17 protein-coding genes and 1 pseudogene are annotated in these 16,078 nt (G+C 31.1%); 10 read left to right on the top strand and 8 right to left on the bottom strand.

The annotated features are described in order from the left end of the window. Positions 1 to 22 precede the first annotated feature (22 nt). From H0V01_05845 to H0V01_05835, 3 genes are all read left to right on the top strand, one after another. Positions 23 to 298 (top strand): hypothetical protein, encoded by a 276-nt coding sequence (locus H0V01_05845; protein MBA2582894.1) that lies wholly within the window; start codon positions 23 to 25, stop codon positions 296 to 298. Positions 299 to 581: 283 nt separating this feature from the next. Beyond that, entirely contained in the window at positions 582 to 911 is a 330-nt protein-coding gene (locus tag H0V01_05840) for a DUF3817 domain-containing protein (protein ID MBA2582893.1), read from the top strand. A 101-nt stretch (positions 912 to 1,012) separates the two neighbouring features. Then, positions 1,013 to 1,423 (top strand): hypothetical protein, encoded by a 411-nt coding sequence (locus H0V01_05835; GenBank protein ID MBA2582892.1) that lies wholly within the window; start codon positions 1,013 to 1,015, stop codon positions 1,421 to 1,423. Between the two features lie 177 nt (positions 1,424 to 1,600). On the opposite strand, the gene H0V01_05830 is transcribed toward H0V01_05835, so the two are convergent. The 8 genes and pseudogenes from H0V01_05830 to H0V01_05795 all read right to left on the bottom strand — a co-directional run bounded on the left by H0V01_05830 (position 1,601) and on the right by H0V01_05795 (position 8,489). Further along, positions 1,601 to 1,957 carry a DUF4907 domain-containing protein gene (locus tag H0V01_05830; GenBank protein ID MBA2582891.1) on the bottom strand — a complete coding sequence of 119 codons (357 nt, stop codon included), beginning with the start codon at positions 1,955 to 1,957 and terminating at the stop codon, positions 1,601 to 1,603. A gap of 126 nt (positions 1,958 to 2,083) precedes the next feature. Further along, on the bottom strand, positions 2,084 to 3,433 hold the full coding sequence (locus H0V01_05825; GenBank protein MBA2582890.1) for a DUF3131 domain-containing protein: 1,350 nt from the start codon (positions 3,431 to 3,433) through the stop codon (positions 2,084 to 2,086). Between the two features lie 28 nt (positions 3,434 to 3,461). Then, entirely contained in the window at positions 3,462 to 5,348 is a 1,887-nt protein-coding gene (locus H0V01_05820; GenBank protein MBA2582889.1) for a glycosyltransferase, read from the bottom strand. A gap of 21 nt (positions 5,349 to 5,369) precedes the next feature. Then, a complete protein-coding gene (locus H0V01_05815; GenBank protein MBA2582888.1) occupies positions 5,370 to 5,633 on the bottom strand; it encodes an STAS domain-containing protein in 264 nt (87 codons plus the stop codon). Positions 5,634 to 5,902: 269 nt separating this feature from the next. Further along, a pseudogene (locus H0V01_05810) lies at positions 5,903 to 6,332 on the bottom strand (arsenate reductase ArsC). A 138-nt stretch (positions 6,333 to 6,470) separates the two neighbouring features. Beyond that, positions 6,471 to 6,941 (bottom strand): hypothetical protein, encoded by a 471-nt coding sequence (locus tag H0V01_05805; GenBank protein MBA2582887.1) that lies wholly within the window; start codon positions 6,939 to 6,941, stop codon positions 6,471 to 6,473. A 16-nt stretch (positions 6,942 to 6,957) separates the two neighbouring features. Continuing rightward, the gene (locus H0V01_05800; protein ID MBA2582886.1) at positions 6,958 to 7,290 is read right to left on the bottom strand and encodes a winged helix-turn-helix transcriptional regulator; all 333 of its coding nucleotides are present in this window, start codon (positions 7,288 to 7,290) and stop codon (positions 6,958 to 6,960) included. Positions 7,291 to 7,508: 218 nt separating this feature from the next. Next, a complete protein-coding gene (locus H0V01_05795; protein MBA2582885.1) occupies positions 7,509 to 8,489 on the bottom strand; it encodes a sterol desaturase family protein in 981 nt (326 codons plus the stop codon). 381 nt (positions 8,490 to 8,870) lie between these two features. Here H0V01_05795 and H0V01_05790 point away from each other — a divergent pair, with 381 nt between their 5' ends. The 7 genes from H0V01_05790 to H0V01_05760 all read left to right on the top strand — a co-directional run bounded on the left by H0V01_05790 (position 8,871) and on the right by H0V01_05760 (position 15,432). Then, complete coding sequence (locus H0V01_05790; protein MBA2582884.1) at positions 8,871 to 9,506, top strand: DUF4142 domain-containing protein; 636 nt, start codon at positions 8,871 to 8,873, stop codon at positions 9,504 to 9,506. A gap of 282 nt (positions 9,507 to 9,788) precedes the next feature. Further along, the gene (locus tag H0V01_05785; GenBank protein ID MBA2582883.1) at positions 9,789 to 10,529 is read left to right on the top strand and encodes a hypothetical protein; all 741 of its coding nucleotides are present in this window, start codon (positions 9,789 to 9,791) and stop codon (positions 10,527 to 10,529) included. Positions 10,530 to 10,761: 232 nt separating this feature from the next. Next, on the top strand, positions 10,762 to 11,541 hold the full coding sequence (locus tag H0V01_05780) for a polyphosphate polymerase domain-containing protein (protein ID MBA2582882.1): 780 nt from the start codon (positions 10,762 to 10,764) through the stop codon (positions 11,539 to 11,541). Beyond that, positions 11,528 to 12,220 carry a DUF4956 domain-containing protein gene (locus tag H0V01_05775; protein ID MBA2582881.1) on the top strand — a complete coding sequence of 231 codons (693 nt, stop codon included), beginning with the start codon at positions 11,528 to 11,530 and terminating at the stop codon, positions 12,218 to 12,220. Before H0V01_05780 ends, H0V01_05775 begins: the two co-directional genes overlap by 14 nt. A gap of 27 nt (positions 12,221 to 12,247) precedes the next feature. Next, positions 12,248 to 12,931: a DUF2490 domain-containing protein gene (locus H0V01_05770; protein MBA2582880.1), complete on the top strand. Its 684-nt coding sequence runs from the start codon at positions 12,248 to 12,250 to the stop codon at positions 12,929 to 12,931. Beyond that, on the top strand, positions 12,931 to 13,296 hold the full coding sequence (locus tag H0V01_05765; protein MBA2582879.1) for a response regulator: 366 nt from the start codon (positions 12,931 to 12,933) through the stop codon (positions 13,294 to 13,296). Before H0V01_05770 ends, H0V01_05765 begins: the two co-directional genes overlap by 1 nt. Before the next feature lie 492 nt (positions 13,297 to 13,788). Beyond that, a complete protein-coding gene (locus H0V01_05760) occupies positions 13,789 to 15,432 on the top strand; it encodes an FAD-dependent oxidoreductase (GenBank protein MBA2582878.1) in 1,644 nt (547 codons plus the stop codon). The last annotated feature ends 646 nt before the right edge of the window (positions 15,433 to 16,078 follow it).

The raw sequence follows: 16,078 nt of genomic DNA, 5'->3' as shown, positions 1-16,078 counted from the left end.
TATTCAACTTAAAATCAATCGGATGTTTATATATCAGGACAAAAGTTATTCTAAAATTTCAGGTGAAATAGCACAAATAAATTTATCCATGGAAGCAATTATTTTAATTCTAGGATTCATTTTAATAGTACTTTTTATTACAACTGCTGTAATAATGAAAAAGGAAAACTACATAGGTAAAATCGGATCCATTGAAAATTCTGTTATAAAAACAGAAAAAAACAGAAAAGAGGATAAGATTATTACGCTGAAAACAAAGGAGATGGGCAAAACAAAGTCAGATGACTTACCCAAATGAATAGCAAAAGAAAAGTGAAATATTTAAAATTGGTTGGATAAACCCTTTATCAAAAAGGTTTAAAGAAGGAAAAATATAACAAACTCAATTCTCAACTCTATTATAAGTTAAGGTGACAGCCCAAGAAATGCTTTAATTTCTCTTTAAATACATTTTCGGTTTTTTCGTTTCCTTTCTAAAAACATTAACTTTACACAATCCTCTTTAATTAATGGTAATTTAAAATAGAATCTTCTATTTTAAATACCTATTAGTTATAAATAAAAGTAAAAATATGGAATGCATGAAATTTGAATTTTCAAATACTTCAATTGGCAGGTTTCGTTTGATTGCCCTACTGGAGGGTATCTCCTTTCTGCTGCTCCTTTTTATTGCCATGCCCCTAAAATATTATGCTGATATACCTTTAGCAGTAAAGTATACGGGATGGATTCATGGAATTTTGTTCGTTTTGTATCTTGCTGCTTTAACCCATGTTTTTTTTGCTAATAAATGGTCTTTGTTAAAAGGAATTTTAGCTGTTTTGGCTTCTCTGGTTCCATTCGGTCCATTTTTATTGGATAGAAAACATTCCCAGGAAGAAAACATTATTCTAAAACAGAACCAGGATTAGATTTAAAATACATTGCGTGTAATTGGTTCATTAAAGTTTAATAATTTTTTATTAAATTCAGATTAATTACATTTTATCTAACATATTCAACTCTTGTTCCTATGAAAAAATTACTTGTTGTTATTTTAATTGCCTTTTCAATTGTTGCTTGTGAAACAGAAAATATAGATCAACCCAAGGCTGAACAGGCCGTTGAAACTCTTATTAATTTTATTAAATTAGAAGAATATGAAAATGTTTCGAATTTATACACTGTTTCTTTAAATTCGGGTGAATCATTAGAAGATAGAACCGAAAAATTAAAAATGCTAAGAAATGCAATGGGGATTTTAAAATCCTATGAGCTAATTGAAGCGGAACAAACAGCTGAATTTGCCGAACAGGTTAAATTGAACCTTACTTATAAAATTAAGTATGCAAGAGTCACTTCAATTGAAAAATTTTCCATTATTAAGGAAGATGGCAACTATAAAATTGCTAGGCATGATATTAAGACAGAAAATTTTAAATAGATAGTTCGAATTAAATTTTTTTTAAAAAAAAATATCGTTGGGACATTGTTAGTAAATTCCTCTTTCATTAGTTCATCCTAAATTCAATTATTGCAATTATCTTCAAATTATTAGTATACTAGCAACAGCTATAGAAAATACTTATTCCTAACCCTTTATATTTCTTTGTTTTATTCTTTATTTATACCTAATGTCTAAACTATCTAATTCATAAAAGGAAATAACAGGTGGTAACTTGTTTGATCTGATTTTGCTTATTACAAGTTTTGAAACTTTTACAGCATCTTGTTCATTTGCATATCCCTCAAGAGAACTTAACTGGGGTTTTTCATGATGAATAAATGCTTTGCCATTTACATAAATATCAAATCCCCATCCTTTATCCTTTATATGAAAGGTTTCTACACTTAGAGCAGCATATTTAAATGGATTTATATTCTTGATCGAATCAGGTTTTTTATTTCTACAATTAAATGCAATTACCATTACAATTAATGGGATAAGTATAGTGAAAATAATCAGGCTTTTTTTCATTGTGTTTTCATTGATCTCAATAAGAGAATGAAAAATCCGGCCATTTTTTTTCAAATAAAAAATGCTTGAATTAAATTACATTTGAGAAAGCCTTTGCACAAAATGTGCAAAAACATTTACTTTTATTTAAAACTGAATAATAGTTCCGTTCATTTTATAATTTAATGCTTCCAATACTATTGCATTGGTAGAAGCAGAAATGGATTTGTTTATTTTTCCCGAAACTTCGTACCTTCCCGAATACCATCCTCTCTGAGGATCATATAAATCCTTAACATTGTTAAACAATAAATTTGCATATTCATCCTCATATAAAACATACCATGCAAAAGAAGTTTTTGTGCTAAGCATTTTTAAATCGTTCCTTTTCTTACCCATTTCATCATAGCAGGTCCAGGTTCTAAAATCCGCATAAATAGAGTTATAAACATAATTAGCAGTATTATCTGTATAATCTTCTCCTGTTGCTGTTAAAATTCCTGTATCAATATATCTTGCTTTTTGCACCATAAAAACCCTAAATGCAAGTTCCCGGGAATTTATGTCCCAGCCGTTTTCTAATCCATCTAAATAATAGGGATCACTAAGTACATAGTTGTGTGAATTTTTTTTTCTTACTTCCCTGGTGTCTGCTGCTATCCTGTATCCATAAATGTCAATGAACTTTATAAAGTCCCTGTAGCTAATGGCTTCGGTAACATCAAAGCCTGATTTATATAAAGCTTTGCCACAATACTCCTCATATCCTAAGCGACCCTCCTGGATTAATTTATATTTTCTTTTGTTGCTCTGGAAAACCATTCCTTTAAGGTTTCCATTTTCAATCATTTCATGCATTTTCCACCGTTTAATAATTTTTCTGATTTTTGGCTGGTATTGTGGATATTGTAGATTTACTTTATTTACAAAATTAAAAAACCTTCCTATATCAAGAGCCGACCAACCAAATCCATTTTCAGAGGTATTTCCATTTTCATCAAGCATTTTTAATGATCCTGTGTTATATTTTTTATTTGGAAGTTTATTTTCATAAAGTGGTATTTTATCAAGAGATATAAACAGTTTATTCATCCTACTATCCACTTCTGTTGAATCCACAATTCCAATTTCAAGGGCGCAGAACATACCCATCAAATAACTGGTAAGATCTTTAATAGTAAATATTGAGCTGGTATCTTTTCCATTTACAAAACCTGTCTTTTGATCGTAATTATTTTCAAAATATTTCCATGCAATATTCGCGTAAATAAATTCTTCTCTGGTAAGGTAACCAGAGGCAGATTTAATAGGATATCTTTGAGATTTAAGTATTACATCATCCTTTACAAATAAATCTCCGAAAGGCTTTAAATCGGAAGGTTTCAATTTTTCTACATAAAGAACTATATAAGTTACAGTAAGTAGTGCAAAAATAAAAAACAAGGGTTTAAAAAGGAACTTCATCTGATTTTGCTTTTCCTGACTTTCCCCAGACATAGTATAATTTTTAAATTAAGTAACAAAATCAATCCATAGAGACATTAGAAACAACTGAATTTTCAATTTTGTTTTCTAAAATTGTTCCGCTTTCCAATTCGGCTTCTTTTTCAGTCCAAAAAGCCGCTCTTATCATTATGCTTAAATTGTAGATATTAAACATTCCCCAAAAAGCATTGGAAACAAAGCCAGAAGCTGTAGGATGAGCGTCAATACCCAAAAGAAATACATTATAAAAAATGCCAAGCAAAGTGAGCAAAATTATAGCAATATGAGGCCATATATGCTTTATATATTGATTTGCTCCTTGCCTTATTTTTGGGGTTACGTTAAATTTCACATTTTCTCCACGAATTGCTGAATATAAAGCAAGTAACATTAACCAAAAACAAGATATATAATACTGATCGCCTCTGGAATTATTAATGCCCCAGCATGCAATTGACATAGAAATTGTATTGAGAATTTGAAAAGGTATAAAAAATTTAAAAAAATCAAAACTATAGGCAGCTACAGGTAATGCTTGGGTGAAAAAAAACACTATGGGACTCAATAAAAAAACAATAATCCATGTTGGAGAAATATATGACCAAATTGTAGAAAAATATGCCAATCGTTGCCAAATCGTTAATCCTTTAAAAACTAAAGGATTATCTTTAAAAGCAATATCCAGTGACCCTGCAGCATACCTGGTTCTTTGTTTCACACTTGTATCGATATCCTGAGGAGACAACATTTTACATTCTACCTTATGATGCTGAATACTTTGCCAATCATTTTTACGGTCTGCATGCAACATCATTGAGGTATAAATATCCTCTGAAGCATGGAACTTAAAAGGGATAAGATGTTTTTCTATAATTAAAGATTTTTTATGTTCTCTGTATTCCTGTTTTGCAATAATTTTGTTTTTTTTCAGAACATTTTTAATCCCTTGATTTACCTCCTCACCATATCCGCTTACGGCAAGGCTCATAACTGCCTCTCGTCTATGGATAGAACCTGCACCACAACAAAATGCAGCATTGTAATTATTTCTTCTTCTAAGTAAAACATCATAAAACATTCGAGGATCATTCCCAAAAATATCTTCTCCTGTTTTAATTTTACCAAATAATTTATCAGACACCTTGCCTAAAAATGCTCCTGTTTTTCCAAATTTTTGAGCAAGTACAGTACTAATATTTTTTCCAGGAGTGGTATCATAAAACCACTGTGGGGTTTGTACCCATGCAACTTTTTTATTCCGGAAATATCCTATGGTATTCACCAAAAAATCAGGAAATGGACGTGTATCAGCATCAAGAATAACGAAAATATCTCCATTTGTCTTTTCAAGTCCATTCTTTAAATTACCTGCTTTATAACCCTCATTATTATCTCTTATTATGTATCCGGCCCCCTCCTCTTCTGCAACTTTTTTCATGTTTTCCTGATTAGCATTCCTGCCATCACGTCTTCCATCATCAAGTATATAAATGTTAATAGGCACATCAGCAAAAGGATAAACCATATTTTTGGCATCTCTGATGCTGTATCGGACAATTTCAACTTCCTCATTATAAGTTGCTATATGTACATCAATTTTAACAGGTCTATCTAAACGGCCATGTAAGTCTTCAATTTCAGATAAAAAATGAACAGGAGCATGCTTTATTGGATCTTTGTTTGACCACATATTATAAATAATAAGACAAGTACCAACAAAACTCAAGGTTTCGGCAACAACAAGTGGTAATGCAAACCAAAGCGCATCATAATTAAGGGAGTATTGCCATCTCCAATTCAAATAAGTCAAACCAAATCCTATTGTTAGAATTGCAAAAAATTGAAAGAAAAACGTCCTGTATTTATTGTTCTTAATTTCAGGGTAAGGTTTTCGATTTTCAAATCTGCTGAAATAGTATGTTTTCAAAATATGAATTGTTCAGATAAATTATTCACAACAAATTATTTGATCGAGCCCAGAATCCTTAAATTTCTTTTGAATCTCTTCATTAACATGAATAAATTTCACATCTGTTCCCATTTCCATCCACAACTTTACCAGGTCAATAAGATCTGCAATTCCAGAATTATTTATAAATTTCACATTTGCAAAGTCGTAATACATTGTGCCATTATAATATACACCTGAAAAAACTTCTGATTTGCCTTCGCCTGTAAGAAATAATAAATTTGATGTTCTTAATATTTCCATTCTAAAAATGTATTATTTGAATTATGTAGAATGAAAATTTCTTGCCTAACTTAAATTATATGCTTTTGCTTCAATGGTTTTATTAAAAAATGGAATCTTATAAAAAAGATGCTGATTTTATTCCACAAGAAGGTTACAATTAATTACAATAAATAGGAAAACAAGATTTGGAAAACAGGAGGAAAATCAAAAACGAATTTTTGAAAAATAAAAAATAGAAGTTTGGTTAATTTTAACTACTGTTAGCAGTAGCTCTTTTTTCTGTCTGGTTAATTTAACTCTTTTATGAAAGTCTGAACCGCATTTTTAATTTTGTCACGAACGACTCTTGTCGCTGCAAGTTTTTCTTCGTGTGTGCCTGTCAATGCGGAAGGGTCTGCAAAACTCCAATTAATTTTTTTGTGTAGTCCGGGAAAGATTGGGCAACGAGCTGCACTTGCTTCATCGCAAACGGTCACCACATATTGATACAGTCGCCCTTCTTTGAAAAAGTCGAACACGTCTTTTGTCTGGTTGTTTGAAATGTCAATTCCGTCCTCTTTCGAAAACTTCTACTGCTAGTGGATTGAGTTTACCCGCTTCAAGTCCTGCACTTTCTACTAAGAACTTGTCGCCACCGAATTTTTTCAGATACGCTTCTGCCATTTGGCTTCGTGCCGAATTGTGTATGCAGAGAAATAACACTTTTGTCTGTGTCATAGTTTAATTTTATACAAACAGCCAAACAATGTTGATGATGCAAAACTTTGGGTCAAAGCCGAAAATGAGTTGCAAAACTGTTATGGAAGTTGTGATGATGATTGGCTTTTTATATTTGATGATAAACGCTTTCATATATTAACAGCACCCTCCGCCAGGAGAGCAACAGGATTTTTCGGTTGGCAGTTCTGATAATTCTAATTTATGTTTTGCTTCGGGAACTCCGCAGTTGTCTTTTGCCAAACAGTCGGTTGCTTTTGCAGTTAGCATAAAGTTTTCTCCGTTTGTGTCTAAGCCATACCTGCCAATGGTTTCCGTTTGATATTCCACTTCAACTTCCAAGTCTTCGTTGCCGAAAAGGTTTTCAGATAATGAAATGATTTTTTGAAGTTTGTTAGGTTCAAGTCGGTGATTAAAGTCTTGTGCAACCCAAACTTGAAAGTTAATGGTCTTTTCAGTTCTCACTGTCCCACCGCAGTCAATGAAATGTTTGGTTGTTAAACCCGCTTCGGTGACGTGGAAGTGTCGGGGAACAAAAGTCCCGTTGGGCTGAACAAAGTTTACAGCCGAAATAGTGGCAAGATGTTTTTTGAATTGAGATAGTTTCATTTTGTTTAATTTTAAATTAGCAACAATTATCTTTCTTTTTTTCTAATTTGTCTGAAATGTTTGCGAAGTAGTCTTGAAGTTTACCGATTGCATTCTCGTCTATGCAGTAACAAATTGAATTGCCCTCGACACTTCCTTTAATCAGTCCAGCCGTCTTGAGTTCTTTCAAGTGCTGCGAAACTGTCGGCTGTGAAAGAGGAAGTTCGTTTACAATGTCGCCACAAATACAAGCATCCACTTTCATTAAATACTCTACGATAGCAATCCTTGCAGGATGTCCGAGAGCTTTGATAAGTGTCGCAATGGAATTTTGTTTGTCGGTAAAATGTTCGGTCTTTGTTGCACCCATTTTGTATAATTATATTGCAATATTACGATATAGATCTGAACTGACCAAATATTTGTCGAAATAATTGTCTGCCGTGAACGGGATTTTGAATTATTGTCAGGTCGTTTCGGGTTGCCCTAAGAATTAATGCTAACAAACATTTAATGCAATAATTAAGGGGAATAGGAGATAATAGAGTTAACCAACCTTTAAAATTATTCCAAAAGGATAAGAAAATCCTACTTTTTAATTGTGCCCTTTTTGATTGATTTTTTTATTTTTTCTTTGTTCATCATAGTTGTACTTACAATTTCACTTTGAGGAGTTTGGGGCTTTTTCCTGAAAACAGATTTAAATGGATGAATCATTTGTCCCAAAAAACCATTTGGGATTTCTTTAATATCATGTACACCCAGTTGTGGCTTTTTATTTTCAGGTAAATAAAAGGTACCGAAAAGCAAATCCCAAACATTTAAAACAGAGGCGAAATTAACCCCGAATTTCCCAGGTCCATTTTTTGAATGATGCCAAAAATGAGTATCTGGATTAATAAAGATATAATTCGAAAATCCCCAATTAATTTTAACATTGCAATGCGATAAAAAAGTAAAAAACAAGCCGATCCATAAATAATAAACAACATAATATTTAACCCCAAATCCAAGTAAACCAAAAGGAATATATAAAAGAGGCTTAAACACAATATATTCAAACCAATGAAAATGCCGGGTTGAAGCAAAACCAAGTTGTTCCTGTGCATGGTGAATCTTATGAAATTCCCATAAAAAATCAATTCTGTGAAGAAGGTAATGCCCCAGAAATTGGACAAAATCTACAAGAATAAAAAAGATCAAAAATTGAACAAGTTCCGGAAGAACTTCGATATTCAATATTGGAGTACTTATTCCAAAGAACAAAAGAGAACCTAAAAATATTTTCTCAACAACACTAACCATTGCATAAAATCCAATGGCCATTAACAAAAAATCAATAAAAAACAGATAAAAAATATCAAGTTTAAATCCTTTGCGCTCCAATAGGGGATACTTTTCTTTTTTTGGCAGAATTACTTCAAGAGAAAATGTTATGAAATAGATACAAAGAATAATGTAAAAGGGATTATCCCAACTGGGGTTTTTTAAAAGATAAAAAAAAGAATCAAGATAAAAACTGAAATTACTTGTGAAGGATTCTTTTATTTCCTGAAGGGTAATGCTCATCTTGATTAATTTCAGATAAAAGTAATATACTAAAACTAAAAAAACATTGCTTTTGTAAGATTATTGCTAAAAAGCCATTTTTCCAGTGAATTACTCAAAAAAAGGAATAAACTAAGTTTCAAAATCCTTTGATTTTTTAAAGTACTCAAAAACAAAATCAATTTGGATATAAGTTTCCCAAAATGGATCAGTTAAGCAAACATCCGATGAAAAAAAACCACGAAATAATCAGTTAAAATAAAAATTAAAACAAGGTATATTATTATAAATGAATGACTTAAAATTCAAATTATAAGCAATGGAAAGTATTCAAAAGAAAATGCTTTTTGGATAGCACAGATATTGGACAAGATAAAACCACAAACATTAAAACTTAAAAAAATGAAAACAAAATTTTTTATAGGACTATGCGCTTTTGGTTTAATGCTAAATATAGCATGTGAAACGGGAACAAAAAATGAGGACCCGGTAGAAAAAGCACAAGAAAGAACAGAGGAAAGAATAATGGATGATAAGACAGCTGAAATACTAACTGAAACAGCAAGTATGAACATGATGAATATGGAATTATCAAGGATAGCAGAAGAAAAAGCTGTTACTCCTGAAGTTCAGCAATTTGCAAAGGATATTGCAACAGAACACCGTGAAATTCAAAGTGAACTCGAGGCCCTTGCTCAAAAAGAACCAGTCGTATTACCTGGAACTATGTCAGATGATCACCAAGACAAAATAAACAGTGTAACTGATAATGAAGGCATTGATTTCGACAAGGAATATGTAGATGAAATAAAAAGTAACTATCAGGACAAAATAAATGATTTTGAAAGTCTTGCCCGTGAAACTGATATTCCTGAAATTAGAGAATTTGCTCTGAATACACTACCCAGACTAAGAACCCAACTTGAAAAAGTGGAGAGTATTGAAGAACAATTAAAGGATAGTGAAAAAGGAGTTTTGGAAGGAGATGCCTTTGACACAGAAGGAAACAGCGAAAATAATGCGCAAAGGGATATATAAAATTCCTTGATTTTTTAAATTTTGGCCGTCTTGAAAATATTTTTTCAAGATGGCCATATTATTTTCGCACTCACCTGAATATATTTCACATAATGTAGAAAATTTTTCTCATTGAATTTCATTAATTGCCAAGATTAATAAATCAATATATAAAAATTGCTTGTTAACCAATAGCTTAACAAGCCATCTTCCAGCACTTTTATATTTAATTATTATGGCAAGGTCTTTTGATAATTATTCCTGATTTAAACTATTTAATTAATTGTTTATAAAATAATAACAATGAAAAAAAAATTTACACTATTTATACTATTTTCTATTGCCCTCATAATTTTCACATCCTGCAAAAAAGAGGCAGGAACAGGTGGAAAAGCAATTGTAAAAGGTAAATTGTATGCAGGAAATTACCATTCCCCCGAATTTATTGTTTCTCAAGAGGATGTTGAACCTGAAGAAAGGGTCTTTTTGGTTTATGATAATGAGCAAGATGGCTTTGGTGATGATATAAGGACAAATCATGATGGTTCATTTGAATTCAAATACTTAAGAAAAGGAAATTATAAAATTTTTGCCTATGGGATGGATACTTCCAAAGTTTCATCTTCACCTAAAACCCCAGTTTTACGAAATTTCGAAATAAGCGATAAAAAGCAAAATGTTGAAATAAATGATTTAATAATTTATCAGCCAGCAAATAAAGGCGGAAGCGCTTCAATTAGAGGAAAAATTTGGGTGAAAAATTACAATGCAAGTTTCACTGAACTAAAAGGAGAGTATGGTGCTCAGGATGAGACTGTATATTTAAAATGCGGAAATGAAGTATCCTACAGCGAGAGAATAAGAACAAGTTACGATGGATCATTTGAATTCAAAAACCTAAGAAAAGGCAAATATGAAATTTATACCTATTCTAAAGATTCTGCCCAATTATCACCATCAGGAACTATTATGGTAAAGCATAAAGCAGAAATTAATAGTAGAGATCAAATTTTACAATTAAACAACTTAGTTATTTTTAATTAGTATGTCTTTTGATGCTTTTAAAAAGGAAGAAATGGTAATGCAAATATACAATTGATGATAAAAAACATCTACAATTGAAAAGAAAAGTATAGCTGGTAAAATTTAATAAATTTAAGCTTGATAATAATTAAAGCAAGTAAAAAAGTTAGTATAAATCCATGTAAATAGAGCTTTAGAAAAAGGAAAGGTATATAATGAAAAGGCACTTAACTATATGCAAACCCGCTCGATTATGACAAATGATTCAGTCCTCTTTGAACAAATTATGCAAGAATTAAAGGATTTCAGGTCTTTAAATTTAAATGAAATGGACAATGTCAAGTTAATGAATAGAACTGATATAAAATTTGTTTTTCATTTGGATAAATTGAAAATAGTTCTTCAAAATTTAAAAGAAAATTATAAAGTTTTGGAAATTATGAATAACAGAATCTCAAATTACGAGACACTGTATTTTGATACGGAAAAATATGATTTATACCTGAATCATCACAATGGAAAATCAAACCGGTATAAAATAAGATGTAGAAAATATGTTGAGTCAAATCTGAATTTTTTTGAAATCAAGTTTAAAAACAATAAATCCAGAACAATAAAAAACAGAATTAAGCTAGAAAGTATTGAACAGTCTTTAAGCAAAGCTGCTAAAAAATTTCTACGATCTATTGCAAATATCAAGGCTGAAAGTCTTAAGCCCGTCTGCTGGATAAACTATTCTCGCATTACATTAGTCAATAACGATTTAACTGAAAGAGTAACCCTTGATATTGATTTAACAATGAAAAATGAGCAGGGTGAAAAAACATTTGAATTCCTGGTAATTGCTGAATTGAAACAAGACGGTAATTCTATTAAATCATTTTTTCATCAAGTAATGAATAAAAACAAAATAAGAAAAATATCAATAAGCAAATATTGTTTTGGAATTACACAATTATTCCCCAAAATAAAACAAAACCTATTCAAACCCAAATTATTAACCTTAAAAAAAATAATGTATGTTACTTCTTGAAGTTATTACTCAAACCAATGATGTATTTCCAAATTTTGAACTATTTGACAAAATAGGAGCAAAATTTTTTTTACGGTTAGCAATTAATTTCCTTTCTGTACTAATACTCATCAGGCTAATTTACTATCCCATTTATAAGAAAAAAGATTATTTTTTCACCTACTTTCTTTTTAATGTGGTGATATTTATCATTACCTATCTGTTAAATAAGGTTGAACTTTCTATGGGAGCTGCCTTCGGACTATTCGCTGTTTTTTCTTTGTTAAGATATCGTACTGTCAATATTTCAGCAAAGGATATGACCTATTTGTTTATTGTTATTGCAATAGGACTAATTAGTGCTGTTGCCAAAGGAACATATTTCGAAACTATTTTAATCAATTCAATTATATTGACTTGCGCTTATTTTCTTGATGGGAATCTATTTATGAAAAATGAGAATACGCAAAAGGTGCAGTATGAAAACATAGAAATGATAAAACCAGAAAATCATGCCCTATTAATTGAAGACTTAAAAGCAAGAACTGGACTTAATATCCACAGAATTTCAATTAGTAAAATCAATTTCATGAAAGATAGTGCAAGTGTAAAAATATATTATTTGGATACTAAACAGCAAAAAGTTTTGGTGGAAAAAACAAGTATAAAAGCAGCGTCACAATCTTCTTTACAAAATTAAGATGTGTTACTTAAAACATAAACATTGATGAAAAAAGAAACAGTAATAATTCTCATTTTGCTCTTGTTTTTTTGGTTGGGGCCAGATCAAGTAAAAAGTCAAAACACACAAGACTTTCTTATTTGGTCTGGATTGAAATTAAAGAAAGAAATAGCCCCTGGAACAAGTATAAATATTAGGCAGGAAATAAGGCTTAGAAACAACGCCACAGAAGTTCAGAAAGGATTTATTGATGTTGGTATTGCCTATAAATTCAATAAGCATTTGAGAATAGGAATGAGTTACCGAAACAGCCAAAATGTTCAAAGAGACTTTGCATTTAGCTCAAGACACAGGTTAGTAACTGATTTGATTTTAAAAAATGAATGGAAGCCAATAGAATTAAGTTATAGGTTGAGATACCAGATGAATTATAAGGATATGTTTTCATCAGAAAATGGAAGGATTCCACAACAATTTTTAAGACATAAAATTCAGGCTAATGTTGAATTAAATAAGCAATGGACTCCATACGCTGCAGTTGAATTTTTTAATACTATGGATGAATTTCCCGATACAAAATGGGTTCAGCAAAGATTTAAATTAGGGATGGATTATTCATTTAATAAATACACCAGTATTTCGGTCTATTATATGTTGCGCACCATTCAAAACATTAATGTACCTGCCACTCATTATATATTAGGAACCAGTGTAAATATTATAATTTAATGGGGAAAATAAAAAATATTTTAGTCATTGAGGATGAGCCTTTTATTCGACAATCAATAGTAAGCTTTCTTGAACTTGAAAACTATAAAGTAAGTGCTGTACAAACCGTAAAAAAAGCCATCCATAAATTTAATGATGATGATTTTGATTTAGTAATAACAGACATTATGCTTCCTTTCTCAGGAGGATTTGAAATAATTGACCACGTTAAAAATCATTTGTATAAAAAACCTGTTCCTGTAATTATTCTAAGTGGAATGGAAAAAGAAATATTACAAGCAACTATTACCCAGGCTGATGCCTGCCTGTTAAAACCTTTTTCTCCGCAATTGCTTATTAAAACAGTAAAAAACCTTCTGGAATAGAGTGGGAATTTTCTCAGTTTGTAGAAAACCTTCTACAAAAAATCACAATATTTTAAGTTCAGAAATTCGAATAACATTAAAATTCCCATTCAATATTTTCATTCTTAACAAGATTTCGAGGCTGAATGGTCTGTTTTATCAACTTCAATAAAACTGGCAGGATATTTTATTAACTATTAAAACAAAAAAAACATAGTGGGAACAGCAAGAAGAATTTTTCTGATTCTAATAATAATAATCCTAATTGCATGGGTTGTTGTTGTATTTTTAATTATACCAACATGGCCAATTTATTTCATACTTGGAATAGCCTTATTAGTTGCGCTTTATTTGTTTTTTAGGGAGGACAATAAAAGAAAAAACAATCCAAACATGCCTAAGCCCAACTTACGAAACCCAAACATTAATTCCACTAAAAGTATTTTAAAAAACAATACAAACAAACCGAATAACTCAAAAAATAATAACTCACACTAACACTTATAAAAAACAATGACCATTATAAATAACAATGAAAATAATTTTGACTTATCTGATGCAAGTGGTGATATAACTTCGGGACAAAACAACACTTTTTGGATAAATTCTTCCGTTCCAGTTAGTTATTCCGAACTACAACAAGACATAAGTGTAGATGTGGTAATAGTTGGCGGAGGAATTGCTGGTGTAACAACTGCATATATGTTAGTTAAAGAAGGGAAAACAGTTGCTATTATTGAAGATGGTTATATTGGAAGTGGGGAAACAGGACGAACTACTGCACACATTGTAAATGCCCTAGATGACAGATATTTTGAAATTGAAAAGGTTTTTGGACATGAGGGAGCTCGGCTTGCAGCTCAAAGTCATACAGCTGCTATTGAAATGATAGAAAAAATTGTATTGGAAGAAGCAATTCCATGTGATTTTGAAAGACTTAACGGATATTTATTTTTACATTCCTCAGATAAGGAGGAATCCATAATTGAAGAATATGAAGCAACGCAAAGAGCTGGTATAAATACTGAAATCATAAACCATATTCCTGGAATACCAACAGAACAAGGCCCTTGTCTTAAATTTAAAGATCAGGCGCAATTCCATCCAATGAAGTATCTTAAAGGATTGTGTGATGTAATAATTTCATTTGGAGGAATGATATTTACAGGAACTCATGCCAAAACAATTGATAAAAATGGTATTGTTACTTCACATGGTTATCGTGTAAAGGCAAAACAAATTGTGGTAGCAACAAATTCCCCGGTAAATAATAAAGTGGCAATTCACACCAAGCAGGCTCCTTATCGTACTTATGTAATAGGTGCAAAAATTCCTAAAAATTCATTACCAAAAGCATTATGGTGGGATACAGGTGAGCAGAATTCAAAATGGCATACAAATCCATATCATTACGTTAGGTTACAGTCCTATGATCATAAATATGATCTACTAATCATAGGTGGTGAAGATCATAAAACCGGGCAGGATGAGGAACAAGTAATTGACCGATTCCAAAGACTTAAGAAATGGGCTTTAAAAAGATTTCCAATTGAGGAAATTATATATAAATGGTCAGGGCAAGTAATAGAACCTGTTGACTACTTGGCATTTATTGGAAGAAATCCAATGGATAGCAAAAATATTTACATTGTAACTGGAGACTCAGGTAATGGAATGACTCATGGAACAATAGCCGGCATTTTAATTACTGACCTTATTCATGGCAGAAAAAACGACTGGGCAAAAATATACGATCCTTCTCGCATTCATTTAGAATCAACAAAAGAGTTTATTGAAGAAAATGCAAATGTCATAAAACAATACGGTGATTTTTTAAAAGGAGATAAAGTTGAAAACGAAGACTTTCTTATGAAAGGTGAAGGTGCAATTATTCGAAATGGAATGAGTCGATTAGCGGTTTACAAGGACGAATTCGGTGAAATTCATGCCTACAATGCTATTTGTCCGCACCTGAAATGTGTTGTGCATTGGAATAATGATGAAAAAACTTTTGATTGTCCCTGTCATGGTTCCAGGTTCAGCTGTTATGGAAAAGTTGTCAATGGACCTGCTAACTCCGACCTTTCATTGGAAAAAATCCCGGAAAGTTTTATGGTCTATGAAAAAATTCATGCGCAAATTAGAAAAGAAAAATGACAGGCGTTCTTTTTAAAAATTAGATTCAATTAACAATTGTAACATTAGATTCAATTAACAAATGCAACTTTTAGATTGCGAGGTAAAATAAATAATTAGATTCAACTAACAAATGCAACTTTTAGATTGCGAGGTAAAATAAATATAAAAACAGGAGGAAAATTATAAAATTTCCCTCTCTGTTTCTTGGAAAGTAGTTATTTTACCCCGATAAATCGCCAAAAATAAAGTTGTAATGTCACATCTTTCACAAGAGCAAAGGTGTAAAAATGAGGTATTGTTACAAGAAAGAGAATCAAAATCTTCTATTGCAAAAATAATCAGAGTTGATATATCAGTGGTTTATAGCGAAATCAAGCGTAATTGCGATGCACGGAGCGGTATATATAAATCAAAATAAGCTCAAATCAAATATGAAACACGAATTCAAGGTAAACCGAAATGCATAAAGTTTAATGAAGCATTACGCTAAAAGTATCATCATTGATTGATCAAGATTCTTGGTGATATTCTATGAGAAAAGGTTTTGGGAGAAAGGTTTTTTTGAAAAAAATATTTTAGCAGAAAAGGTCCGAGAGGAAAGATTGTAGCAGAAATGCTATAGATAAATCCTTAAGAAATAATGCAAGAAATAATTTTGTTATAT

The sequence above is a fragment of the Bacteroidota bacterium genome, from assembly GCA_013696965.1.
Classification (GTDB): Bacteria; Bacteroidota; Bacteroidia; order JACCXN01; family JACCXN01; genus JACCXN01.
The sequence above is the reverse complement of the archived record's forward strand: the minus strand, read 5'-3'. Positions and strand labels throughout refer to the sequence as shown.